22 protein-coding genes are annotated in these 22,826 nt (G+C 39.8%); 5 read left to right on the top strand and 17 right to left on the bottom strand.

Features of this window, described 5'->3' with window-relative positions:
- Positions 1-13: 13 nt before the first annotated feature.
- The 5 genes from sufC to H346_RS10460 all read right to left on the bottom strand — a co-directional run bounded on the left by sufC (position 14) and on the right by H346_RS10460 (position 4,152).
- Complete coding sequence (gene sufC / locus H346_RS0103870) at positions 14-784, bottom strand: Fe-S cluster assembly ATPase SufC (protein ID WP_027969929.1); 771 nt, start codon at positions 782-784, stop codon at positions 14-16.
- Between the two features lie 106 nt (positions 785-890).
- The gene (locus H346_RS0103865) at positions 891-2,051 is read right to left on the bottom strand and encodes a glycosyltransferase family 4 protein (protein ID WP_037562578.1); all 1,161 of its coding nucleotides are present in this window, start codon (positions 2,049-2,051) and stop codon (positions 891-893) included.
- Positions 2,052-2,054: 3 nt separating this feature from the next.
- Positions 2,055-2,813, bottom strand: a complete 759-nt coding sequence (gene mecA / locus H346_RS0103860) for an adaptor protein MecA (protein ID WP_027969927.1) — start codon at positions 2,811-2,813, stop codon at positions 2,055-2,057.
- 141 nt (positions 2,814-2,954) lie between these two features.
- The gene (locus H346_RS0103855; protein WP_027969926.1) at positions 2,955-3,794 is read right to left on the bottom strand and encodes an undecaprenyl-diphosphate phosphatase; all 840 of its coding nucleotides are present in this window, start codon (positions 3,792-3,794) and stop codon (positions 2,955-2,957) included.
- A gap of 211 nt (positions 3,795-4,005) precedes the next feature.
- Positions 4,006-4,152: a hypothetical protein gene (locus tag H346_RS10460; RefSeq protein ID WP_156888838.1), complete on the bottom strand. Its 147-nt coding sequence runs from the start codon at positions 4,150-4,152 to the stop codon at positions 4,006-4,008.
- Positions 4,153-4,351: 199 nt separating this feature from the next.
- Between H346_RS10460 and H346_RS0103845 the strand changes: the two genes are divergently transcribed.
- From H346_RS0103845 to H346_RS10455, 3 genes are all read left to right on the top strand, one after another.
- The gene (locus H346_RS0103845) at positions 4,352-5,920 is read left to right on the top strand and encodes an ABC transporter substrate-binding protein/permease (protein WP_027969925.1); all 1,569 of its coding nucleotides are present in this window, start codon (positions 4,352-4,354) and stop codon (positions 5,918-5,920) included.
- Positions 5,913-6,653, top strand: a complete 741-nt coding sequence (locus H346_RS0103840) for an amino acid ABC transporter ATP-binding protein (protein WP_027969924.1) — start codon at positions 5,913-5,915, stop codon at positions 6,651-6,653. Before H346_RS0103845 ends, H346_RS0103840 begins: the two co-directional genes overlap by 8 nt.
- 142 nt (positions 6,654-6,795) lie before the next feature.
- Positions 6,796-6,912 (top strand): putative metal homeostasis protein, encoded by a 117-nt coding sequence (locus H346_RS10455; protein ID WP_000818733.1) that lies wholly within the window; start codon positions 6,796-6,798, stop codon positions 6,910-6,912.
- A gap of 113 nt (positions 6,913-7,025) precedes the next feature.
- Here the strand turns inward: H346_RS10455 and H346_RS0103830 are convergent, their stop codons facing one another.
- From H346_RS0103830 to H346_RS0103775, 11 genes are all read right to left on the bottom strand, one after another.
- Positions 7,026-7,916, bottom strand: coding sequence for an SPFH domain-containing protein (locus H346_RS0103830; RefSeq protein WP_027969923.1), 891 nt, complete (start codon positions 7,914-7,916; stop codon positions 7,026-7,028).
- Between the two features lie 240 nt (positions 7,917-8,156).
- Positions 8,157-9,821, bottom strand: a complete 1,665-nt coding sequence (locus tag H346_RS0103825) for a DAK2 domain-containing protein (RefSeq protein WP_027969922.1) — start codon at positions 9,819-9,821, stop codon at positions 8,157-8,159.
- The gene (locus tag H346_RS0103820; protein WP_027969921.1) at positions 9,821-10,186 is read right to left on the bottom strand and encodes an Asp23/Gls24 family envelope stress response protein; all 366 of its coding nucleotides are present in this window, start codon (positions 10,184-10,186) and stop codon (positions 9,821-9,823) included. Before H346_RS0103820 ends, H346_RS0103825 begins: the two co-directional genes overlap by 1 nt.
- Positions 10,187-10,404: 218 nt before the next feature.
- Positions 10,405-10,593 carry a 50S ribosomal protein L28 gene (gene rpmB / locus H346_RS0103815; RefSeq protein WP_002982870.1) on the bottom strand — a complete coding sequence of 63 codons (189 nt, stop codon included), beginning with the start codon at positions 10,591-10,593 and terminating at the stop codon, positions 10,405-10,407.
- A gap of 319 nt (positions 10,594-10,912) precedes the next feature.
- Positions 10,913-12,352: an Asp-tRNA(Asn)/Glu-tRNA(Gln) amidotransferase subunit GatB gene (gene gatB / locus H346_RS0103810; protein ID WP_027969920.1), complete on the bottom strand. Its 1,440-nt coding sequence runs from the start codon at positions 12,350-12,352 to the stop codon at positions 10,913-10,915.
- Positions 12,352-13,818, bottom strand: a complete 1,467-nt coding sequence (gatA, locus tag H346_RS0103805; protein WP_027969919.1) for an Asp-tRNA(Asn)/Glu-tRNA(Gln) amidotransferase subunit GatA — start codon at positions 13,816-13,818, stop codon at positions 12,352-12,354. Before gatA ends, gatB begins: the two co-directional genes overlap by 1 nt.
- The gene (gatC, locus tag H346_RS0103800) at positions 13,818-14,120 is read right to left on the bottom strand and encodes an Asp-tRNA(Asn)/Glu-tRNA(Gln) amidotransferase subunit GatC (protein WP_027969918.1); all 303 of its coding nucleotides are present in this window, start codon (positions 14,118-14,120) and stop codon (positions 13,818-13,820) included. Before gatC ends, gatA begins: the two co-directional genes overlap by 1 nt.
- A gap of 686 nt (positions 14,121-14,806) precedes the next feature.
- Positions 14,807-15,361 carry a cysteine hydrolase family protein gene (locus tag H346_RS0103790; RefSeq protein ID WP_027969917.1) on the bottom strand — a complete coding sequence of 185 codons (555 nt, stop codon included), beginning with the start codon at positions 15,359-15,361 and terminating at the stop codon, positions 14,807-14,809.
- A gap of 183 nt (positions 15,362-15,544) precedes the next feature.
- Positions 15,545-16,327 (bottom strand): GTP-sensing pleiotropic transcriptional regulator CodY, encoded by a 783-nt coding sequence (gene codY / locus H346_RS0103785; protein WP_027969916.1) that lies wholly within the window; start codon positions 16,325-16,327, stop codon positions 15,545-15,547.
- 296 nt (positions 16,328-16,623) lie between these two features.
- Complete coding sequence (locus H346_RS10920; RefSeq protein ID WP_051188349.1) at positions 16,624-18,045, bottom strand: LPXTG cell wall anchor domain-containing protein; 1,422 nt, start codon at positions 18,043-18,045, stop codon at positions 16,624-16,626.
- Between the two features lie 282 nt (positions 18,046-18,327).
- Positions 18,328-19,542, bottom strand: coding sequence for a pyridoxal phosphate-dependent aminotransferase (locus tag H346_RS0103775; protein WP_027969914.1), 1,215 nt, complete (start codon positions 19,540-19,542; stop codon positions 18,328-18,330).
- A gap of 315 nt (positions 19,543-19,857) precedes the next feature.
- Between H346_RS0103775 and H346_RS0103770 the strand changes: the two genes are divergently transcribed.
- Positions 19,858-20,310 (top strand): universal stress protein, encoded by a 453-nt coding sequence (locus H346_RS0103770; protein WP_027969913.1) that lies wholly within the window; start codon positions 19,858-19,860, stop codon positions 20,308-20,310.
- 71 nt (positions 20,311-20,381) lie between these two features.
- Here H346_RS0103770 and H346_RS0103765 read toward each other — a convergent pair whose 3' ends face one another.
- The gene (locus H346_RS0103765; protein WP_027969912.1) at positions 20,382-21,779 is read right to left on the bottom strand and encodes a Cof-type HAD-IIB family hydrolase; all 1,398 of its coding nucleotides are present in this window, start codon (positions 21,777-21,779) and stop codon (positions 20,382-20,384) included.
- A gap of 72 nt (positions 21,780-21,851) precedes the next feature.
- On the opposite strand from H346_RS0103765, the gene H346_RS0103760 reads away from it, so the two are divergent.
- The gene (locus tag H346_RS0103760; RefSeq protein ID WP_027969911.1) at positions 21,852-22,817 is read left to right on the top strand and encodes an asparaginase; all 966 of its coding nucleotides are present in this window, start codon (positions 21,852-21,854) and stop codon (positions 22,815-22,817) included.
- Positions 22,818-22,826 lie beyond the last annotated feature (9 nt).

Here is a 22,826-nt window from a genome sequence, read left to right as displayed (position 1 = left end):
TTGAAGGGACAAATCAGACTTCTTCATGATACTCTAAACCAAGCTCTTCTGCGATTTGAGCATAGCCTTCATTTTCAAGGCGAGCAGCCAATTCAGCACCACCTGAAAGCACGACACGACCGTCCATCATGACATGAACACGGTCTGGAGTAATATAATTAAGCAAACGTTGGTAATGCGTAATGATCATAGCACCAAAATTATCACCACGCATCTCATTAACCCCTCTTGAAACTACTTTAAGAGCATCAATATCAAGCCCTGAATCAATTTCATCCAAAAGAGCAAACTTAGGCTCTAACATCAGTAATTGAAGAATTTCATTTCGTTTTTTTTCACCACCAGAGAAACCTTCGTTAAGGTAACGCTCAGCCATCTCTTCTTTCATACCTAGGAGTTCCATTTTTTCATCAAGCTTTGTGATAAAATCACGAACAGATATTTTTTCATCGTCTGCTTTCCCAGCGTTCATAGCAGCGCGGATGAATTCGGCATTGGTAATTCCAGGGATTTCTGATGGGTATTGCATAGCTAAGAAAAGCCCCATTCTAGCCCGTTCATCAACTTCCAATTCAAGAATATTGACGCCGTCCAGTAATATGTCGCCTGCTGTAACAGTATAATTGGGATTTCCCATAATTGCCGCTGAGAGCGTTGACTTTCCTGTTCCATTTGGTCCCATAATGGCAGCAATTTCCCCTGTTTTTAAGGTTAAGTTAACCCCTTTTAAAATCTCTTTATCTTCTATCGAAACGTGTAAATTGTTAATTTCAAGAACTGACATTGTATACCTCTTATTTTCCATGTCATTTGTTGGCACCTCAAGTAATGAGAGTCATCGCTTTAATTATAGCAAAAAAAGCCCTATTAGGCTTTTTAAGCGTCTCAAATCATTTTTTTTCTTTCCATTTGAGGAGGATTGTCTGACGATATTCGCTATTTCCAATAAATTTTAGGAGATTGAATAAAGGCGTCCGCTTTTCACCCCAAATTTCCAACCCTTCAATAAAGACTTCTAAGCCAAATAAAAGTCCCAACATCAATAATACACCACCGATACGGCTAGAAACATTTAAAAGTAGGGAAATAAGAGAAAAGAGCATAGCAATTCCGTAAACCACTAAAACAGCGCCACGATGCGTAAAGCCCATCGAAAGAAGACGGTGATGTAGATGCATCTTATCTGGTTCGTAGAATTTTTTCCCTGACAAACTGCGCCGAATAATAGCCACAATGGTATCCATGATTGGTACCCCGAGAATAATTACTGGAGTAACCACAGCCACCGCAGTTGAATTTTTCAAACCTTGCAAAGACAGCACCCCAATCATAAAGCCGATGAAAAGAGCTCCTGTGTCTCCCAAAAAAATGATCGCCGGATGGTAATTGTAGGGAAAGAAACCCGCAATCGAAGCAATTAAAACTAATATGGTCAACGTTAAAAAGAAATCCATCTGTGGCAAAAAGAAGTAGGACACAATAGCCATTGTCACTAGACTAATAATAGAGACACCACTAACCAAACCATCCAATCCATCTATCAGATTAATGGCATTCGTAATCGAAATAATCCATAGAACCGTCAAAAAGAAGGTCAAGAAAGGATCAAAAACTAACAGTGGTCCGCCAAAAGGAATCTTAAAACTGTCAAATTTAAAATCGGTAAAGCCCCAAATAATTACCGCACCGATCATAATGCCTAACATTTTTAATTTTGGGCTTAGCTCATAGACATCATCCAAAAAACCCGTAATCGTAATGATCAAGGCTCCGATAACAACCGGTAAAATATAAGAAAAATAAGTCTGACCACCCAAGAGAAGACCTTTAGAAGCTATCGGTACCAATAATAAACTAGCAACCAAAAAGGAAATGAAGATGGCTAACCCACCGCTGGTTGGCATAGGAACCTTATTAACCCTCCTAGCGTTGGGGTTATCAACCGCTCCCACACGAAAGGCTAAAAACCGGACAAGCGGTGTTAAAAATAATGAAATCAACAAGGCCCCAATCAGTACGAGGACATAATCTATTGTAAATGAAAATAGCATACCTTATCCCAACTCAACCTTTTGCAACTGCTCAACAGCACCATCAAAAATTAATTGAAGCCCATGTTCTTGCAAATAGGCTCTTGTTTTGCTACCGGGGCTAGCATGCTCAATAAGTCTAGCATACATAACATTCGCAAAATAAGACGGGTGATTCTGAACGTCCAATAAAATAGTCATGTGATAACGATTATCACCCTTATACAGTTCAGAGGCTTCGACAGGAAAATCAATTGTTTTGGCAAACGTTATGACATCTGGAAGTGTTAAAAAATCTAAGACATAGTGCACATAGTCCAAAGGCTCTGCCGCATCTTCTGTATCATCACCTATTTCTGCCTGATCTGCCAAATTGGCTTCGACCACATCTTCCATTATTTCCTCAATTTTTTCCAGTTTTTCATGGGCATTAACATCCCCTTTTTCACGCATAGATTGTTCTAAACTCTTGAGAAAATCTTCAGGAGTCATTTGTGAAATATCACCAAGCCTTGCTAAATCCTCAAAATTCAAATCTTTATTCAATTCAGATTTGGTCACAAAAACATCCAACCGATCTTTTCTTGGGGTCACTCGAAAGCTAAGCATGCCACTGTCTTTAAAGTTATCTGGAAGTTCAAGCTCATCCATCACCGAATAGAAGAACTCTTCTGTTTTTTCTTGAGGAATCAAGAAATCTTTCAACTCCATTCCTCTTTCTTCCAAATCATCCATACTAATTGTTATTTTTAGTGTTGTTTCACTAATTTGTTTCATTTCCATTGTCAATACCTCGCACGCATAGTTATTTTATTATACTAGAAATACTATGATTTCGCAATTTATGACTAGGACAGTCCTCAAAAGAACACCAAAAAGCAACAGACCACAGCCTGTCACCATATGATTGACATTCTTCTCGCCTTAAAAAGTCCACTTAAAAAGGCTATAAATAAGTAACAGACTCCCTAAAATAATGCGGTATTTCCCAAAAATAGTGAAATCATGTTTTTTGACATAGTCTGTTAGAAATTTAATCGCTAACAAACTAACCACAAAAGCTGTTAAACTCGCAACTAACAGAATAAGCACCTGTGTGAGAACAAGATGGTGCCCATCCAGGAAAAATTTCACCACTTTTAACCCACTATAGCCAAACATCGTTGGAATAGCTAAAAAGAAAGTGAAATCTGCTGCGACAGTTCGACTTGTCCCTAAAATAATAGCTCCTAGAATCGTCGCCCCAGACCGGCTCGTTCCTGGTACAATACTTAAAACTTGAAAACAACCAATCAAAAAGGCGGTTTTATAACTCATTCGAGATAGTTCATTAACTTGCGGTTCCAAATGCGCATGACACTTCTCAACCCAAATAAAGGCAACTCCATAGACAATAAGAGCAATAGCAATAGGCACCATAAAATAAAAATGTGCTTCAAACCAACTATCTAACGGAACAGCTATCAGAATTGAAGGAATACAAGCAATAACCACCTTTAACCATAACTGCCAGGTTAACTGAACATCTCGTGCTGTCTTACCCGGTTGAAAAGGATTGAGTCGCTCAAAATAGATTAGGATGACTGCCATAATCGCCCCTAACTGAATGACAATATTAAACATTTCAGTAAAGGTTTTATCCTGATTCAATTTGATAAATTCCTGCATCAAAATAAGATGACCAGTGCTTGACACCGGCAACCACTCAGTAATTCCCTCAATAATGCCAAAGAAAGTCGCTTTAAGTAATTCAATAATTAACATATTTTCTCCTTATTATGGTCATTCCACCTATCAGTTGAAATGACACTAACCTTAACGAACAGACGCTTTGCTTTATCTTAGAACGTACCACTGTCTCCACCAAAAAAACCGTTACTTCTTCCATGAGAAACCGAAAAACGGGAAACAGGCACTGTAGATGATAGACTAAAATCAACCAAGAGAGCGATCCCATACATTACCAGAAATCTCTCTAATTAAGGACTTGATAAACTTCTGATAGGGCAAGCTGATGAACGTTAAAATACATTCCTTCTTTATCGCCTAAAAGGAGTGCCTCAATCGAAATTCGATTCCAGACCACCAGCCCACTAATAGCACGATCATTACCATTTTTCATCGCACTTATTCTTTTTCTGCCATCATTTTACCACAAATTGTAAAGATGATACATCCTAAGTTGAGGGATTAAATTTTATTTTTACTCATTATTTTGAATATTTTTTCACAATTACCTCTATTTTTCAGCGAATATATTGAAATAGGGAGAAAATTACTGTAGAATAAATTCGAATACTATTTTGAAACAGGAGACCTATATGAAAAAACTGATCCTCAACAGTTTGGTCGCCCTATTCATCCTCTTTGCAGGAGTGATTAAGGTCCAAGCCGATCAATACTTACGAGTCGGAATGGAGGCTGCCTATGCTCCGTTTAACTGGACGCAAGATGATGCTTCTAACGGTGCTGTTCCCATCGAAGGAACAAGCCAATTTGCCAATGGCTACGATGTCCAAGTTGCTAAAAAAATCGCTAAGGCAATGAACAAAGAACTACTAGTGGTAAAAACCTCTTGGACTGGGTTGATTCCTGCTTTAACTTCCGGAAAAATTGATATGATTGCTGCCGGAATGAGCCCAACCAAAGAGCGGCAAAAAGAAATCACTTTTTCAAATAGTTACTATACTAGCGAACCTGTTTTAGTCGTTGCTGCGAATGGCAAATATGCTAAGGCTACCAGTATTAATGACTTTACAGGTGCTAAAGTAACAGCTCAACAAGGTGTTTGGCACATCAATCTCCTAACACAGCTTGCAGGTGCTAAGCTCCAAACCCCAATGGGAGACTTCTCTCAAATGCGCCAAGCCCTATCCTCTGGTGTTATTGATGCCTACATTTCTGAACGCCCAGAAGCGATGACAGCTGAAACAGCAGATCGCAAATTCAAGATGGTTGTTCTTAAAAAAGGGTTTACTGTTTCTGAATCAGATGCTGCTATCGCAGTCGGTATGAAGAAAAATGATAGCCGTATCGCTACCGTTAACCAAGTCCTTGAAGGTTTTTCTCAAAAAGAGCGCCTTGCTTTGATGGATGATATGATAAAAAAACAGCCTATCGAAGAGACAGCTGATGAGGTAAAACCATCTTTTCTCAGCCAAATGTGGACAATTTTCAAAGGAAATTGGAAGCAGTTTTTACGCGGAACAGGTATGACCTTGCTTATCTCAATGGTAGGAACAATTACAGGTCTCTTTATCGGTTTACTGATTGGCATTTTCCGTACCGCCCCTAAAGCTAAACATTCAGTTGCTGCCTTTGGGCAAAAATTATTTGGTTGGTTATTGAATATCTACATTGAAGTTTTCCGTGGCACGCCAATGATTGTTCAATCCATGGTTATTTACTATGGAACCGCACAAGCTTTTGGCATTTCAATTGACCGTACGCTAGCTGCAATTTTCATTGTTTCAATCAATACAGGTGCCTACATGAGTGAAATCGTCCGCGGTGGAATCTTTGCTGTTGACAAAGGTCAATTTGAAGCGGCTACAGCTCTTGGATTTACTCACGGACAAACCATGCGTAAAATCGTCTTACCACAAGTTATTCGCAATATCTTACCAGCAACTGGTAACGAGTTTGTCATCAACATCAAAGACACCTCAGTATTGAATGTTATCTCAGTGGTTGAACTTTACTTCTCAGGCAATACGATAGCCACTCAAACCTACCAATACTTCCAAACCTTTACGATTATTGCGGTTATCTATTTTGTTCTTACTTTCACAGTGACTCGGATCCTTCGCTATATTGAGCGTCGTTTTGATGCCGATACCTACACCACTGGAGCAAATCAAATGCAAGTTGCGGAGGTTCCAAATGTCTAAACCCATTATTGAAATTAAAAATCTTAAAAAATCTTACGGGAACAATGAAGTGCTCAAAGATATTTCCCTTTCAGTCAATAAAGGAGAAGTTATTTCCATCATTGGTTCTTCAGGCTCTGGGAAATCCACTTTGCTGCGTTCAATTAACTTGTTGGAGGAGCCAAGTGATGGACATATTTTCTTCCATGGGGAAGATGTTCTAGCTGATAATTATAATCTATCCCACTATCGTGAAAAATTGGGAATGGTTTTTCAATCATTTAATCTATTTGAAAACCTTAATGTCTTGGAAAATGCCATTGTTGCTCAAACCACTGTTCTTAAAAGAGAACGGACAGAAGCAGAAAAGATTGCCAAAGAAAATCTTAATGCCGTTGGGATGACCGAACAATACTGGAAAGCCAAACCCAAGCAATTATCCGGTGGGCAAAAACAGCGTGTTGCGATTGCAAGAGCCTTATCTGTCAATCCAGAAGCAATGCTCTTTGACGAACCAACATCAGCCCTAGACCCAGAAATGGTCGGTGAAGTTCTCAAAACCATGCAAGACCTGGCTAAATCAGGTTTGACCATGATTATTGTAACTCATGAAATGGAATTCGCTCGTGATGTGTCTGATCGTGTCATCTTTATGGATAAGGGATTGATTGCTGAAGAAGGTTCCCCTCAACAAATTTTTGAAAGTCCAAGGCAAGATCGTACCAGAGAATTCTTACAACGTTTCTTGAAATAACTCCTTACCCCCAAGCTGCTTTTAGATCAGCTTGGTTTTTTACTCTCCGAAACATTTTATCAAAAACTTTACTGGTTAACCATTTTGTGCTATACTTATTGTCGTTGTTGTTAATTATTTATATTACAGGAGGATAGATAATATGGCAGAAAAAACTGATTTGTCATCAGCTTATCGGAGACTAAAAAGTCCTAATATCAAAACTAGGAAACGTGCTTTGAAAATTATTCATGAGTATAAACGTTACGGTAAAAAATAAGATTCTTTTTTGCTGCGCCAAACAAGCATTGGACAAAAATGATTAATATTTTTTTCGTCTTAGTCATTTTTTACTCACAAAAACAGACTGGTGCTACCAGTCTGTTTTCTCGTTTATTTTACTTTTAAAGCTGATAAAACCTGGGTACGAATATCATTAACTCCGTTTGGTGTATTTGGCAAGAAAAGAGTTTGGTTGCCTTTTGCCGCAAAAGTATTAAGAGTATCTAGGTACTGGTTGGTCAGCAAGATTGACATGATTTGTTCTTCATTTAAGGAAATATCAGCTTCTTTTAATTCTTGAATTGACTCTGCTAAGCCATCAACAATTGCTTTACGTTGTTGTGCAATACCAACACCGTGCAAACGATCTTTTTCAGCTTCTGCTTCAGCAGCAGTGACAATTTTAATTTTATCAGCATTAGCCAATTCTTGGGCAGCAACACGTTTACGTTGTGCAGCATTAATTTCGTTCATTGATTGTTTCACTTCGGCATCTGGTTCAACTTTTGTAATCAAAGTTTTCACAATGATGTATCCATAAGTTGACATTTCTTCAGCCACTTGATGTTGCACTTCCAAGGCAATTTCATCTTTTTTCTCAAACAATTCATCCAAGGTTAACTTAGGAACTGATGACCGCAAGGCATCTTCAATATAAGACTTGATTTGTGATTCTGGCTTCATCAATTTGTAGTAAGCATCTGTAACATTTTGCTCATTTACTCGGTATTGGGTAGCGACATTCAATGTGACAAACACATTGTCCTTGGTTTTGGTTTCAACAATGATTTCTGACTGCAAAAGGCGCAACTGCACACGTGCCGCAATCTTGTCAATTCCAAACGGAAGTCGGACATGAATACCACTAGTCGCCGTTTTTTGGTATTTCCCAAAACGTTCAACAATAGCGACAGATTGTTGACGAACAACATACAGGGTACTAGCTACAACAGCTAGGATTAAAATAACCGCAAAAGCAATAAAGATAAGTGTTCCTAACATAAAATCTCCTCCTTGTGATGTGTTTGGAACTGAAAGACTTTCAGTTCTTGACTTATTGTTATAAGACAATTATAATATTTTTCTATTCTTTGTCAAATCTTCAATTTTTGATAGACTTTTTTGACCGTTTCGCTTCGGTGACTTACCTCTTATACTAGCAAACGGGTCTTACTTCCTGTTTTCTCTTCGTAAAGAGACAAAAAGAGTTAGACTTGCCTAACTCCTCTTCACTTTATTATATTATTCAACGCTCATTAAGTAGGGATATACCGGTTGATCTCCTTGGTGAATTTCAACTTCTACATCTTCATAGGTTTCTTCCAAATAGTCGGCAAGTTCTTCTGCCAAGTTTTTGTCACCCTCTTCACCAACAAAAATACTAACAATTTCACTATCTTCATCAATCATTTTGGCAAAAGCTGCTTTCAAGACCGTTCCCATGTCTGGATTTGAAACAATAATCTTACCATCAACCATTCCTAAGAAATCATTTTCATGGATTTCTAAACCATCAATGGTTGTATCACGAACAGCTGAGGTCACACTTCCACTAATCACATCCGAAAGGCTAGCTGTCATGTCGGCTACATTGTCTTTTAATGTTTTTGAGGGATCAAAGGCTAGTAGACTTGCAAAGCCTTGAGGGACTGTCCGTGTCTCAACAACTGCTGCCGGAATATTAACGACCTCTGCTGCTGATTGAGCAGCCATAAAAATATTTTTATTGTTTGGTAAAATAATCACATTTTTAGCGTTAACAGCTTCAATAGCTTTTACAATATCTTCAGTTGATGGATTCATGGTCTGACCACCTGAAATAATGTAATCAACACCTTGAGCTTTAAAGATTTCTGATAAGCCTTCACCAGCAACGACAGCAATTAATCCAAAGGATTTTGTTTCAGCCTTTTTAGCTTTAGTCTCTGTTTTTTGAACCTGCACTTCATGCTGGCTGCGCATATTGTCTACTTTAATCTTAATTAACGAACCATACTTCAAACCCTCTTGCATCACAAGTCCCGGATCTTCCGTATGGACATGAACTTTAACGATTTCATCATCGTTAACGACTAACAGCGAGTCCCCTAAACCGCTAAGGTAACCCTGAAATTCTTCATAATTGAATTCTTTGACATAAGTCGGTCCTTGCCTTAAAGCCACCATGATTTCTGTACAGTAACCGAAAGTAATGTCCTCAGTCGCAACATGACCAACAACTGACTTGTGGTGCTCTGCATTAATCATTTCAGACATATTAGCAGGTGTCGCTTTGAAATCTTCTGAAGCCACGTAATCGCCATTTAAAGCAGATAAGAAGCCTTCATAGATAAAGACAAGCCCTTGACCACCCGAGTCAACTACACCAACTTCTTTAAGGACTGGTAGTAAATCTGGTGTTTTAGCAAGAGCACCTTTCGCACCGTCCAAGGCAGCCTGCATGACCTCAACGGCGTTATCTGTAAAGTCAGCTTTTTTTAAAGCAGCAGTAGCTGCTCCACGAGAAACCGTTAGAATAGTTCCTTCGACAGGTTTCATAACTGCTTTGTAAGCAACTTCGACTCCCATTTGAAAAGCCTGTGCCAAATCTTTACCAGTAAGTTCGTTTTTACCTTTGATGCTTTGACCAAAACCACGAAAAAGTTGAGAAGTGATAACGCCTGAGTTTCCACGTGCCCCCATCAAAAGCCCTTTTGACAAAATCTGACCAACATCACCAACTGTTGAGGCAGGCTTGTCTGCAACTTCTTTAGCACCGTTGTCCAAAGTCATGCTCATATTTGTTCCTGTATCTCCATCTGGAACAGGAAAAACATTTAAGGAATTGACATATTCTGCTTGTTTACCAAGGCGAGTCGCCGCTGCTTGGACCATTTCTTGGAATAAGCTTGTTGTAATATTTGACACTAATTTTCTCCTACAACCTTAATATTTTGCACGTAAACATTAACCATATCAGCTGTAAGACTTAACTGACTTTCAAGGTTAAACTTCACACGTTCTTGGATATTTTTAGAGACTTCACTGATTTTCACACCATAACTCATAACAGTGTAAACATCAACAGAAATACCCCTATCTGTTGATTTCACTACGACACCTTTAGCATAGTTTTCTTTGCGAAGTAGTGATTGAAAATTGTCTTTGATTGCACTTTTACTAGCCATTCCAACAACGCCAAAAATTTCCGTTGCCGAACCACCCACGACAGTTGCAATAACGTCGTCGGATAGTTCAATCAGACCATCTTTTGTATTGATTTTTACAGTCATATTTACTACCTCAAAAAGTTTTTATCAGTTTATTTTACCATAATCTAAGCCCAATGTAAAAGAGATAAATCAAAACCTATCTAATAATGACATGACCTTAATCCTAGTAACAACTGATCTCCCATGCTCATTGCATTAAGGAGGAGAGTTGTCTGTTAGCCATTGTTTGGGGCAGGTGAAAATAGAGTAAGAAAAAAAGCCCTAAGGCTTATTTCTAATTAGATGCGTTCTACTTTACCAGATTTAAGCGCACGAGCAGAAGCCCAAACTTTTTTAGGTTTGCCATCAACAAGGATAGTAACTTTTTGAAGATTTGGTTTAACGGTACGTTTTGTTTGGTTCATTGCATGTGAACGGTTGTTACCAGAAACGGTCTTACGTCCTGTAAAATAACATACTTTAGCCATTTTGATCTGTTTCCTCCTACGTAGAATATGTTTACGGATGTGCTAGCACCACATACTTACCTATTTTATCACAGGATATTTGGTTTGGCAAGTTATTTTTCTTTATCAAGGCTTAAAGCCAATCCGTTATCAAATAAGGCATGCCAAATTCTGTTTAGACAGGGAGATAACTCAAAAAATGTAATAAGTAAGAATTCCAACAAGGTCTTGATCATAAGTCATTGCTTAATTTAATAACTAAGTGACGAATTGGCGAATCTACCCTTTGCCAACCTTTCTCACAAAACCCATTAAGGGACTTTTTCCTGGGCAATGCAAATCATTCTAATAGCTTATTCAATTCTTGTGCCAGTAATTGTTGAGCTACTTGTGGGTTCGCTTGACCTTTGGTCGCTTTCATCAAGAAACCTGTAAAAGCCTTGTCTGCATTGCGTTTTCCTGATTTAAAGTCAGTGACGGCTGCTTCATTGTCTGCAAAGATTTGATGAATTATTGGTACAAGAACTGCTGGATCTGAAATCTGAACAAGCCCTGCTTTTTCAACATATTCCTTAGCTGAACCACCATTTTTAGCCAAGTGAACAAAAACTTTCTTGGCAATTTTTGATGAGATGGTTCCATCAGCGATAATACCAATCATTTCAACCAAGTTTTCAGGTGTCAAAGCAATGGCATCCAATGTTTTTTGCTCTGCATTCAAGAACTGAGCTACTTCGCCTTGCAACCAATTTGAAACCTGTTTGGCATCGCCACCGATAGCGACTGCTCTTTCAAAGAAATCTGAAAGACGCTTCGTTGCGGTTAATTGACTAGCATCGTAATCTGACAAACCAAGCTCTGCCACGTAACGAGCCCGACGATCTTTTGGAAACTCTGGCAATTCCGCACGCATTTCTTCAATCCAAGCATCATCAATTTCAAACAATGGCAAATCTGGTTCTGGGAAGTAACGGTAGTCAGCTGCTCCTTCTTTAACACGCATCAAGATTGTCCTTTTATTGGCTTCATCATAGCGACGCGTTTCTTGTTGGATAATACCGCCACTACGGAGAATCTTAGCCTGGCGCTCCACTTCAAATTCAAGTCCTTTGCGCACATTGCTGAAAGAATTCAAGTTTTTCAACTCCGTTTTGGTACCAAATGTTTCTTGACCGTACGGACGAAGAGAAATGTTGGCATCCACACGCATTGACCCTTCTTCCATTTTGACATCAGAAATGCCAGTGTATTGAATGATTTCTTTTAAAGCTGTCAAATAAGCATAGGCTTCTTTTGGCGAGCGCATGTCTGCTTCAGACACAATCTCAATCAATGGCACCCCTTGGCGATTGAGGTCAACGTAAGAATAACCATCTGTGCCATGTGTGTTTTTGCCAGCATCTTCTTCCAAATGAGCACGTTCAATACGGATTTTTTTCGCTGAACCGTCTTCTAGTTTAATGTCAATCCAGCCATTGTAACCAATCGGCTCATCAAACTGAGAAATTTGGTAGGCTTTTGGATTGTCTGGATAGAAATAATTTTTGCGATCAAAGTGCATGTTCTTATGGATGTCCATGTTCAGAGCCAGAGCCGCCTTAATCCCGGCATCAATAACACCCTTGTTCATCACAGGAAGCACGCCAGGAAATGACCAGTCAATCACGTTTGTATTAGCATTTGGATCATCACTAAAATGGGCTGGTGTTGGTGAGAAGATTTTTGAATGGGTATTCAGCTCCACATGGACTTCAAGCCCGATAATGGTTTCAAAGTTCATTAGTTAGTACCTCCAAAAATAACGGGTTGCTGCTTATGATAATCAGTTGTTGCTTCAAAAGCACTAGCTGCTTGATAAATCGTTTCTTCTGAATATTTTGGACCAATCAATTGAAGACCTACTGGTAAGCCATCCACAAATCCAGATGGTAGGGAAATTCCAGGAAGACCTGCTAAATTAACAGGAATCGTCAGCAAATCAGCCAGATACATCGCAACTGGGTCGTGATTAAGGGTATCAAGTCCAAAAGCAACTGTCGGACTTGTTGGTCCTAAAATCAAATCATAATCCGCAAAGACTTTTTCAAAATCTTGAATGATCAGGGTTCGGACTTGACCAGCTTTCTTAAAGTAAGCATCGTAATACCCTGATGACAAGCTGAATGTTCCAAGCATGATACGACGTTTGACTTCATCACCAAACCCTTGGCTACGTGTATTGATATAGATTTCTTCAAGACTCTTGGCATCTTCTGCACGAAAACCATAACGAATTCCATCAAACCGCTGCAAGTTTGAAGAAGCCTCAGATGATGCAATAATATAGTATACGGCAACTCCGTACTTGCTATGTGGGAGACTCGTTTCCTCGACAATGGCACCAAGTTTCTCAAAGTGTTTAGCCGCCGCAAGAACTGTTTCCTTAATCTCAGGATCAATCCCTTCGCCAAGATACTCTTTAGGAAGGGCAATCTTCATGCCTTTAATATCTTGACCGAGCTTGCTTGTGTAGTTCGCTATACGAACAGGAGCTGATGTTGAATCTTTGCTATCTGCGCTGGCAATGACGTTCAATAATTGAGCATTTTCCTTAACGGTAGGGGCGAAAGGACCAATTTGATCAAGTGAGCTACCAAAGGCAATCAAGCCAAATCGAGACACTGTCCCATAAGTGGGTTTTAACCCAACGACACCATTGAAAGCTGCAGGTTGACGAATTGAGCCACCGGTATCAGACCCAAGTGATAAACGCACTTGACCAGATGCAACTGCTGTCGCTGAACCACCTGATGATCCACCAGGAACCTTTGTTTGATCCCAAGCATTTTTCGTTTTCTTCACGTATGATGTTTCTGTTGACCCCCCCATGGCAAATTCATCCATGTTGGTTTTTCCAACCACAATAATGCCATTTTGACGGGCATTAGCAACGGCTGTCGCATCAAAAATTGGCTCGTAATTGTAAAGCATTTTTGATGCCGCTGTCGTCAAAATTCCCTCGGTTGAGATATTGTCTTTGACAGCAAGAGGTATGCCAGACATGATATTGTCTGCATCAATCCCTTTAGCATCAAGAGCCGCTGCTTGTTTCAAGGCTGCTTCTTCTGAAATCGTGATAAACGAGCCGATAGCTTCTTCACGCGCATAAATATCATCCAAAGTGGCTTTGGTCAACTCCGTGACAGAAATTTCTTTTTTGACAAGAAGATCATGCAACTCGTCAATGGTTTTATGGTTCAAAAACATTAGGCATCCCCTCCGTCATCAAGGATAGCTGGCACCTTGATAAAATTGTTTTCTTTTTCAGGAACATTTTTAAAGAGTTGAGCACAGTCTGTTCCTTTTTCAGCAACATCTGCTCGCATTCTATTTTTATGATCTGCCATGGTTGTTGTAATGGCGACACCTTTTGTGTCAACTTCATTGAGCAATTCAACCATGTCAACGATTTTTGATAACGTTAACGCAAATTCAGCTGTCTCGCTGTCTGAAAATGCTAATTTTGATAAATTCGCCACATGGCGAACTTCTTCTTCAGAAATTTTCATGACTTCTCCCATCCAAGATGATGTTAGGTATTTACAAGATTGGAACAAGAACTCAGCTATTGTCCAAAAGCAAGATAAATCCTTCTGTATCCTTTTTACATCGTCCTAAACATTATATCATAATTGCTCTTATTTACCATAGGAGACACGCAAACAAGCTCCTCAATCTTGAGGCAAAAACCTCGATCAAGAAGCTCATCAGATAAGGGGTATTTCTCTCCTAAAAGGGTATAATCCGAAGCATTAGCGGCAGCTTGGCAACTGCTAAATGGAACCCTAAATGGCGGGCAAAACACATAGATCAAACCTTGGCTATGGCAAAAAGTAATTGAGCCAGGCTCTCCATAGGTACTATTTTTAGATATGGCTTGACGGATCGTCCTAACTCAACTGCTATTCCAAAGAGACACCCAATTCCGTTTTGGTCAAAACCTTGGAAAGATAGAGGGTTCTTTTTTGACAATAGCAACAACCTTTTGCTGTATTTGATTTAATTGAAAAATCACCCTCTTTCTTAAATGTGATACACTAGTTGTTATCTGAAATGGCTAAAGCCATCTCAAATAAAAGCTCGCACTATTTTTAGCTAAATAACGCATTTAATTAAAATCTTATTACAAATGTTTTGTCCCTTGATTAGGTGCTATCAACGCTCTCAAATTATTTTTATTGGCTTTCATGAAAAGTTAAGCTTCAACCAATGTTGCACCAAGCACCTGTTCAAAATGCCTTAATACCCATCGATCATTTGTTTTTGATAAACTAGCCACTGCGGTACTAATAACTTCAAGATGGTAACCCAGATTGTAAGCGTCAATCGCAGTGTGCAACACACAAATATCTGTTAAAAGTCCTGACAACACAAGTGTATTAACATCGCGCTCACGCAAGCGAATATCAAGATCAGTACCCGAAAAAGCGGAATAATACCTCTTGTCTATGCAACAAACATTAGGATTGCCTTTTATCTTGTCATAAACATCAGCTAAAGCTCCATACAAACAACGTCCTCTAGTCCCTTTGAGGCTATGAGCCGGAAAGAGTTTCGCTTCAGGGTGCCATTGGTCAGTTTCTTCGTGGCAATCAACCGCAAAGAAAATATAATCTCCTTGATCAAAAGCTTCTTGAGTTACCTCTGCAATTTTTTCTTCAATATCCTGTGCAGGCTTTCCTGCGCTTAACTTCCCATCATCTGCAACAAAGTCATAGGTGTAATCAATAACAATCAATGCTTTCACGATTATCTCCTCCAAATAGGCGATCAACACTCTTCTTTACAATTTTAATCATAGCACTTTTGTTTACACGTGTCAAGACACCAGTGTTTATATAGCTAAAAAACACCTCCCACTGTGGACCGACCTCCAAATCGTTAGAATTTTGATCTAACTTTTGGGGGTCAGTACAATGGGAGATGCTACATTTTAAAATTCTTTTAGTTTATCAAAAATACCTTCGTTGATAACCTTGAGATAGGTTCCTTTCATTCCAAGAGAGCGGCTCTCGATAATTCCTGCGCTTTCAAGTTTGCGAAGAGCATTGACAATAACAGAACGTGTAATCCCGATACGATCGGCAATCACAGATGCGGTTAGGCGTCCCTCGTTGCCACCCAGTTCTCCAAGAATGGCTGCAACAGCTTTCATTTCTGAATAAGAAAGGGTATTAATCGCCATATTGACCGCGGTCTGTTTGCGGATGGTCTCTTCTAAGTTTTCTGTTTGAAGGTTCAATAATTGAATCCCGACAACGGTACTTGAAATTTCAACCAAGATCAGGTCTTCATCACTAAATTCATTATCATTACGCCAGATAATTAGAGTCCCAAGACGCATCCCACCACCATAAATTGGGGCAATTGTCGTCAAACCATCGGGGTAAATATCTTTGGACTCAATAGGAAAGATCGTCAAATCGTTTTCGACTGAAAGGTTAGCTTCCGTATCATAAACACGACTGGCTGCTTTTACATAAGTATCCGGGAATTGCTTTGCCTCAAAAAATTCCTCAACACGATCAGTATTGGTTTTATATTTCATGGCATAACCAAGTAAGGTTCCACCACCATTAATAATACAAGCATTACAATCAATAATATCTGCTAAGCGAGAAGCCATGGTATTATAGGGTAATTCTGTTTCCAGACTATCTACGGAACGTTGCAGAATAGATGTAATTTTACGAGTTTTTTCTAATAAGTTAGGCATTTTCTTCCTTTTCCTTTGAATTATTTGCGTTTCAATTATAACAAAGCCAATTAGCTTTTGCAAGAAATTATCAGAAAATTTTCTATTATTTCTACAATTTCAATCACTTGAAAAGTTAAAAATAACCTTACCCGTTCAGCCAACGGCAATAGTCTGTACAGAAGTTAGCTTAAAAACATATTCTTTTTCCCGGACTGACTTCTATTATCAATAACCGGTACATTCAATCATTCCAGCCATTTCCAAAAGATAACTCTTAATTGACCTATCTTTCCGAACCTTTTTCAGGAAAAAGATCAGCCTTCTTTACGTTTTGAAGATAGCGTAAGCAGACCTGAACTTGCTATCACTGCAACCGCTGCCGTTGTGAAGAATGGGTTTGTGGTTTCGCCAGTAGATGGCAAATGTCTTACTGAAGAAGCACGGTTAACTACCGATTTAGCCAACTTTTGCTCTTGGTGTAAGCTTTGAGTGTGTGAAGTGCTAGCACCTTTTTGGCTTTCAGAAGGGGTCACTTGTGGGGTAGGTTTTACTTCTGGAGTCTGCTTTGGAGTTTGAGGTTGCTGTGGTAACTCAGGAGCTTTGGGCTGTTCTTCTGGTTGATTTGGGATCTCAGGCTTTTGAGGAATTTCTGGAGTACCTGTATCGCCCTTGTCACCTTTTGGTCCTTGGATGCCTTGGTCGCCCTTGTCGCCTTTTTCTCCTTGGATGCCTTGGTCACCCTTATCGCCTTTGTCTCCTTGGATACCTTGGTCGCCTTTATCGCCTTTTTCTCCTTGGATGCCTTGGTCGCCCTTGTCTCCTTTGTCTCCTTGGATACCTTGGTCACCCTTATCACCTTTTGGTCCTTGGATGCCTTGGTCGCCCTTGTCGCCTTTTTCTCCTTGGATACCTTGGTCGCCTTTATCGCCTTTTTCTCCTTGGATGCCTTGGTCGCCCTTATCGCCTTTTTCTCCTTGGATACCTTGGTCGCCTTTTGGTCCGACTAAACCGTCTTTACCATCACGACCAGCTGCTCCGGTGTCTCCCTTCTCACCCTTAGATCCAGTTGCACCAGTTTCGCCGCGATCTCCTTTTTGTCCCGGTATCCCCTGTTCACCGCGTTCGCCTTTTGCACCAGGTTCTCCCTTAGGACCAGCTACACCACAATCGCCTTTTTTCCCTTCTGGACCAGCGGGACCCATTGGTCCTTGTGCGCCGGCTTCTCCTTTAGGACCGGGTGCACCATCTTTACCGGCTGGACCTTGCGGACCAGTTGGACCGGCGGGTCCAGTTTCACCACGGTCACCTTTTGCACCAGCTAAACCATCTCTACCGGCTGGACCTTGAGGTCCAGGATCTCCTTTTTGTCCTTTCTCACCCGGAGTCCCCTGTGGTCCCATCGGTCCAGGAGGCCCTGGAATTCCGGGTTTTTCAGCTAAATCGCTCAAAACTTGATGATGTTGGTGAAGATACTGTTTCAAAAATTGCTCTAATTTATCTAAATATTCCTTAATGCTTTTTGTGTTATAATCATTCAATGCTAACTGTTGAGAAATCAAAGTTTCCGAAACCGATGGCAGCTGCTTTTCGGAAAGCTCTTTCAATTTGTGCAAAGAGGCACTAACACCGCTACTCTCTGCTTGAACCGATGCTCCTGTCCCCAAAGCCATTAGCAAAACCGTAGCTGATGTTAATCCATAATGGCAAACTAATTTGTCAATACGTCTTTTTTTCAAAATATTTCTCTCCTCTTTATCTCTTTTAATTAGATAATAATCACATTTAATTGCAAATATGCTAATTATATTGCTGAATTATTATATAAAATATTCAAAAAAGATAAAATTGAAGAAACCTTTTTTATCGGGGGGGGGGGGGATATTTTTGGATTTAAAAATGGTATATTTCAACAAAATCAGAAGTTATAAGTAAACAAACTTAAAGTCACAAAAGAAATAGAAGACCCATTGGATCTTCTTGGTTTAATCATTCCATCACCGTTACAAGTTGGTAAAAGCCTAACGCTTATACTGCTGTAAGACACGTGTGATTTTCTCTTGGACATCTTCTAACTCTTCTACTGTCGGCAAATAAACGATGCGGAAGTGGTCGGGATCTTTCCAGTTAAAACCACGACCATGTACCAGCATGACTTTTTCTTGCTTGAGGAGTTGTAAGACAAATTCTTCGTCATCGTCAATGCGATACATTTGGCGGTCAATTTTAGGAAAGAGGTAAAGCCCTGCTTTTGGTTTGACGGCTGATAGTCCCGGAATGGCATTAATCGCCTGATGAATAAAATTACGCTGTTCAAAAATACGACCACCTGGGAGCAAGAGCTCATCGACGGACTGACGTCCTCCGAGAGAGGTTTGCACGACTTGTTGAGCTAGAACATTTGAACATAGGCGCATATTGGCTAACATGTTCAGCCCCTCAATATATCCCTGCACATGTCCTTTAGGTCCCGAGAGAACCATCCAACCGACACGAAAGCCAGCAATGCGATGGGATTTTGACAAACCGTTCATAGAAACGCAAAAAACATCTGGGGCTAAACTTGCGATTGCCACATGCTCCTCACCATCCATGACCAAGCGGTCGTAGATCTCATCAGCAAAAATAATGAGTTGATGTTCTCTAGCTAGCGCCACAATTTCTTCTAAAATCTCTTGCGGATAAAGCGCTCCTGTTGGATTATTGGGATTAATAATCACGATTGCTTTTGTGCGATTGGTTATTTTTGCTTTTATATCAGCAATATCTGGGTACCAATCTGCAGCTTCATCACACAGATAGTGAATGGCATTGCCACCTCCTAGGCTGACACAGGCTGTCCAAAGAGGGTAGTCTGGCATTGGAACCAAAACCTCATCGCCATTATCAAGTAAGGCTTGAAGGGACATTGAAATTAACTCTGAAACCCCATTGCCTAAGTAAATGTCATCAATATCAACTTCTGGAAAGCCTTTGAGCTGGCAATACTGCATAATTGCCTTGCGTGCCGAAAAGATTCCCTTACTGTCAGAATACCCCTCGCTTCGTCTAGCATTAATAATCAAATCATGAATAACTTCATCTGGCGCTTCAAATCCAAATGCCGCTGGATTTCCTGTATTTAATCGAAGGATTTTTTCGCCATTAGCAATCATACGATTGGCTTCGTCTAAGACAGGACCTCGAATATCATAAGAAACATGCTCTAACTTGGATGATTTTTCAATAATTTTCATAACCTCATTTACCTCGTACCCCATATTATACCCTAAAACAGGTAAAATAAAAAGAAATTATCCCATCTACCAAGGGATAACACTGATTAAAAAAAACCTCGTCAAGGTATTTTCTAAAGCTATTTTTCTAAGAGTTGTCAACAGGTTTATGACCTTTGTAAAGTCATTTTTAGTCATTTTAGAAACTATCGAAAATCACATCTCTTTCTATTTCAGGAAAATCACTGAAACGCTTTCAAATCTTCAAAAAAAGAAGTATAATAAGGATAGCAATAAGATCTATTGTTTGATAACATTTTAAAGGAGGGCAAGCTTATGTCACAAAAATACGAACGCATCCTCGTTGCCATTGATGGTTCTTACGAGTCTGAATTAGCCTTCAATAAAGGTGTTACTGTTGCACTGCGTAATGGTGCCTCTCTATTTTTGACCCATGTCATTGATACACGCGCTTTGCAGAGTGTTGCCACATTTGATACTTATATTTATGACAAGCTGGAGCAAGAAGCCAAGGAGGTCTTGGCTAATTTTGAAAAGCAGGCACGTGCTGCGGGACTAAACGATGTTAGACAAATTATCGAATTTGGTAATCCCAAAACCTTGTTGGCTCAGACAATTCCAGATCGTGAAAAAATTGATTTAATCATGGTCGGTGCTACCGGTCTCAATACCTTTGAACGCTTACTTATCGGTTCATCGTCTGAGTATATTTTACGTCACGCCAAGGTTGATTTGCTTGTTGTGCGTGACAACACCAAAAGCTTTTAATAACTATTGCACCAAACACAAACAGCGTCTAAGCATTTTACTTAGACGCTGTTTGTGTTTGGTGCAATCACTTACGATTTCTGTTTTTCAAGACGTTGGAGTGATTTTTGCAATTGTTTATCTAATTCTTTTTTGATCGCTGTTTCTGGTGCATAGCGTTCTTCCCAATCAGTAGGCTTTTGAATTTTATGGGTAACCGGATCAAAATGAGGTTTTCCATCAGGGAAAATTTTGCCCATATTGGCTTCATGTACCGTTTCAAAGATAGGTTGTGGGTCAACACCCATTAAAACAAAAGAACCGTAGGTGAAGTAAAGCAAATCTGCCAAGGCATCTACCTGACCAACGAGTGGTGATTCTGAGTGTTTTTTAGATTGCACTTTATCAGCAGCTTTGTCAATAGCCGCGTGCATATCAAGCAAAGACTGGGTAAATTGCTGCTTATCTCCCTTGCTGGCAGCGTAAAGAAATTCAACGATTTCTTCCACTTTAAAATCAGCCCGATGACTTGCTTCCACTAAAGCATAACTTTTTGGTGTTTCAATGGTATCCCCATCCATGAGACGGTGGAAATCTTTAACCTTGTTGAAGTTTTCATCACGACTTTTGAAACTTTTTTCAACATCGAAATGAATTAAGCCATAATGTGCCAAGGCTTTTGAAATCCCATCGTTATTATTTGAAGCTGTTGTAAAATGTGCTCCACTCTTAACCACAGCTTCTGCATTTCCCATAGCAACACCGATCCCAACACCAGATAACATCTCCAAATCATTGTCTGAATCGCCAAAAGCCATTACCTCGGACAATTCAAAGCCAAACATCTCTCCTAAGCGCTCAATTCCTTTGACTTTTGACTGGTCAACCGAGATCAAATCAATAGAATAAGGGCTACTTCTGGTTATTTTAATATGTGGAAATTTCTCCTGAATTTTGCCTGTCTCATCCGCAGAAGCAACCAAAACAATTTGATAGATAGGCTCTCGCATAATGGTCACCAGATGGCTAAAACTTTGTGGTTTTATCCGACGAATCAAATGCTTAAAACTGCCTTCTACTGTTTTTGCCCAACTTTTTGGTACAATACTGCTAACAATTTGCCCAAACGGACTTGTCCCCATGTCAATAATACGTGAACCAGCTAGACCAGATGCCGTCCCCAAGGAAACTTCCCGTTTTTTGTCACTGGCATAACGGATAATTTTATAAATCATTGATTTAGGTAACTGATTTTGGTATAGAACCTTGTCACGTGTTAAAATGTACTGCCCATTATAGGTAACTGCAAAATCAAGCCCAAAATTTTCCAAAAAAGGTTGAACAAAACCAGGTCCACGACCAGTTGCTAAACCAACCATAATGCCCTGATTTTTTAACTGTTGAATGGCTTTTTGTGTCGTTTTTTGGACATTTTTACGATCATTGAGGAGGGTGCCGTCAATGTCGAAAAAGACTGCTTTTATTGTCAAAACCTTCTGTTCTCTCTTCTGTTTATGATAAAATAGATTATATCACAAATTTGAAAGAAGTAATCAATTAGAATGAAAGAAATCCTTGTTTTACACACTGGTGGAACCATTTCCATGCAGGCTGATGACTCTGGAAAAGTTTTCCCTAATCAAAATAATCCTATGACTCAAGTTGGCTTGGCTACTGAGGATTTCCAGCTAACTGTTGTTGATTTTTTAAATCTCCCAAGTCCCCACATTACACCTTACCATATGTTGTCTATTTTCCATTATATCCAAGAAAGAGCCGACCAATTTGATGCTGTGGTTATCACTCATGGAACAGATACATTGGAGGAAACGGCTTATTTTCTAGATACCATGGCTTTACCTGCCGACATGCCTATTGTTATGACTGGTGCTATGAGATCTTCCAATGAAATTGGAAGTGATGGTGTTTACAATTATCTAACCGCTCTGAGAGTAGCAAACAGTGACAAAGCTAAGGATAAGGGGGTTCTTGTCGTCATGAACGATGAGATTCATGCCGCTAAATATGTCACAAAGACCCACACAACTAATATTTCAACCTTCCAAACACCGACTCACGGACCATTAGGGGTTGTCATGAAGGACGATTTACTTTTTTTCAAACATGCCGAGCCTCGTGTTCGCTTTGATATTCGGAAAATTTCAGGAACCGTTCCTATCATTAAGGCATATGCTGGCATGGGGGATGGCAGTATTCTAAGTCTCTTAACACCTGATAGCATCCAAGGACTAGTCATTGAAGCGCTTGGTGCTGGCAATGTCCCTCCGTTAGCAGTCACTGAAATTCAAAAATTAATTGCTTTAGGGATTCCTGTTGTCTTGGTTTCACGATGCTTTAATGGCATGGCTGAGCCTGTCTATGGTTACCAAGGTGGAGGTGCCATGTTACAAGAAGCTGGTGTCATGTTCGTCAAAGAACTAAACGCTCCCAAGGCTCGCTTAAAACTTCTGATTGCACTAAATGCTGGGCTTTCTGATCAGGCATTGAAAGACTACATCGAAGGTTGAAAGACATCG

This window comes from Streptococcus castoreus DSM 17536 (genome assembly GCF_000425025.1).
Lineage (GTDB): Bacteria > Bacillota > Bacilli > Lactobacillales > Streptococcaceae > Streptococcus > Streptococcus castoreus.
The sequence above is the reverse complement of the archived record's forward strand: the minus strand, read 5'-3'. Positions and strand labels throughout refer to the sequence as shown.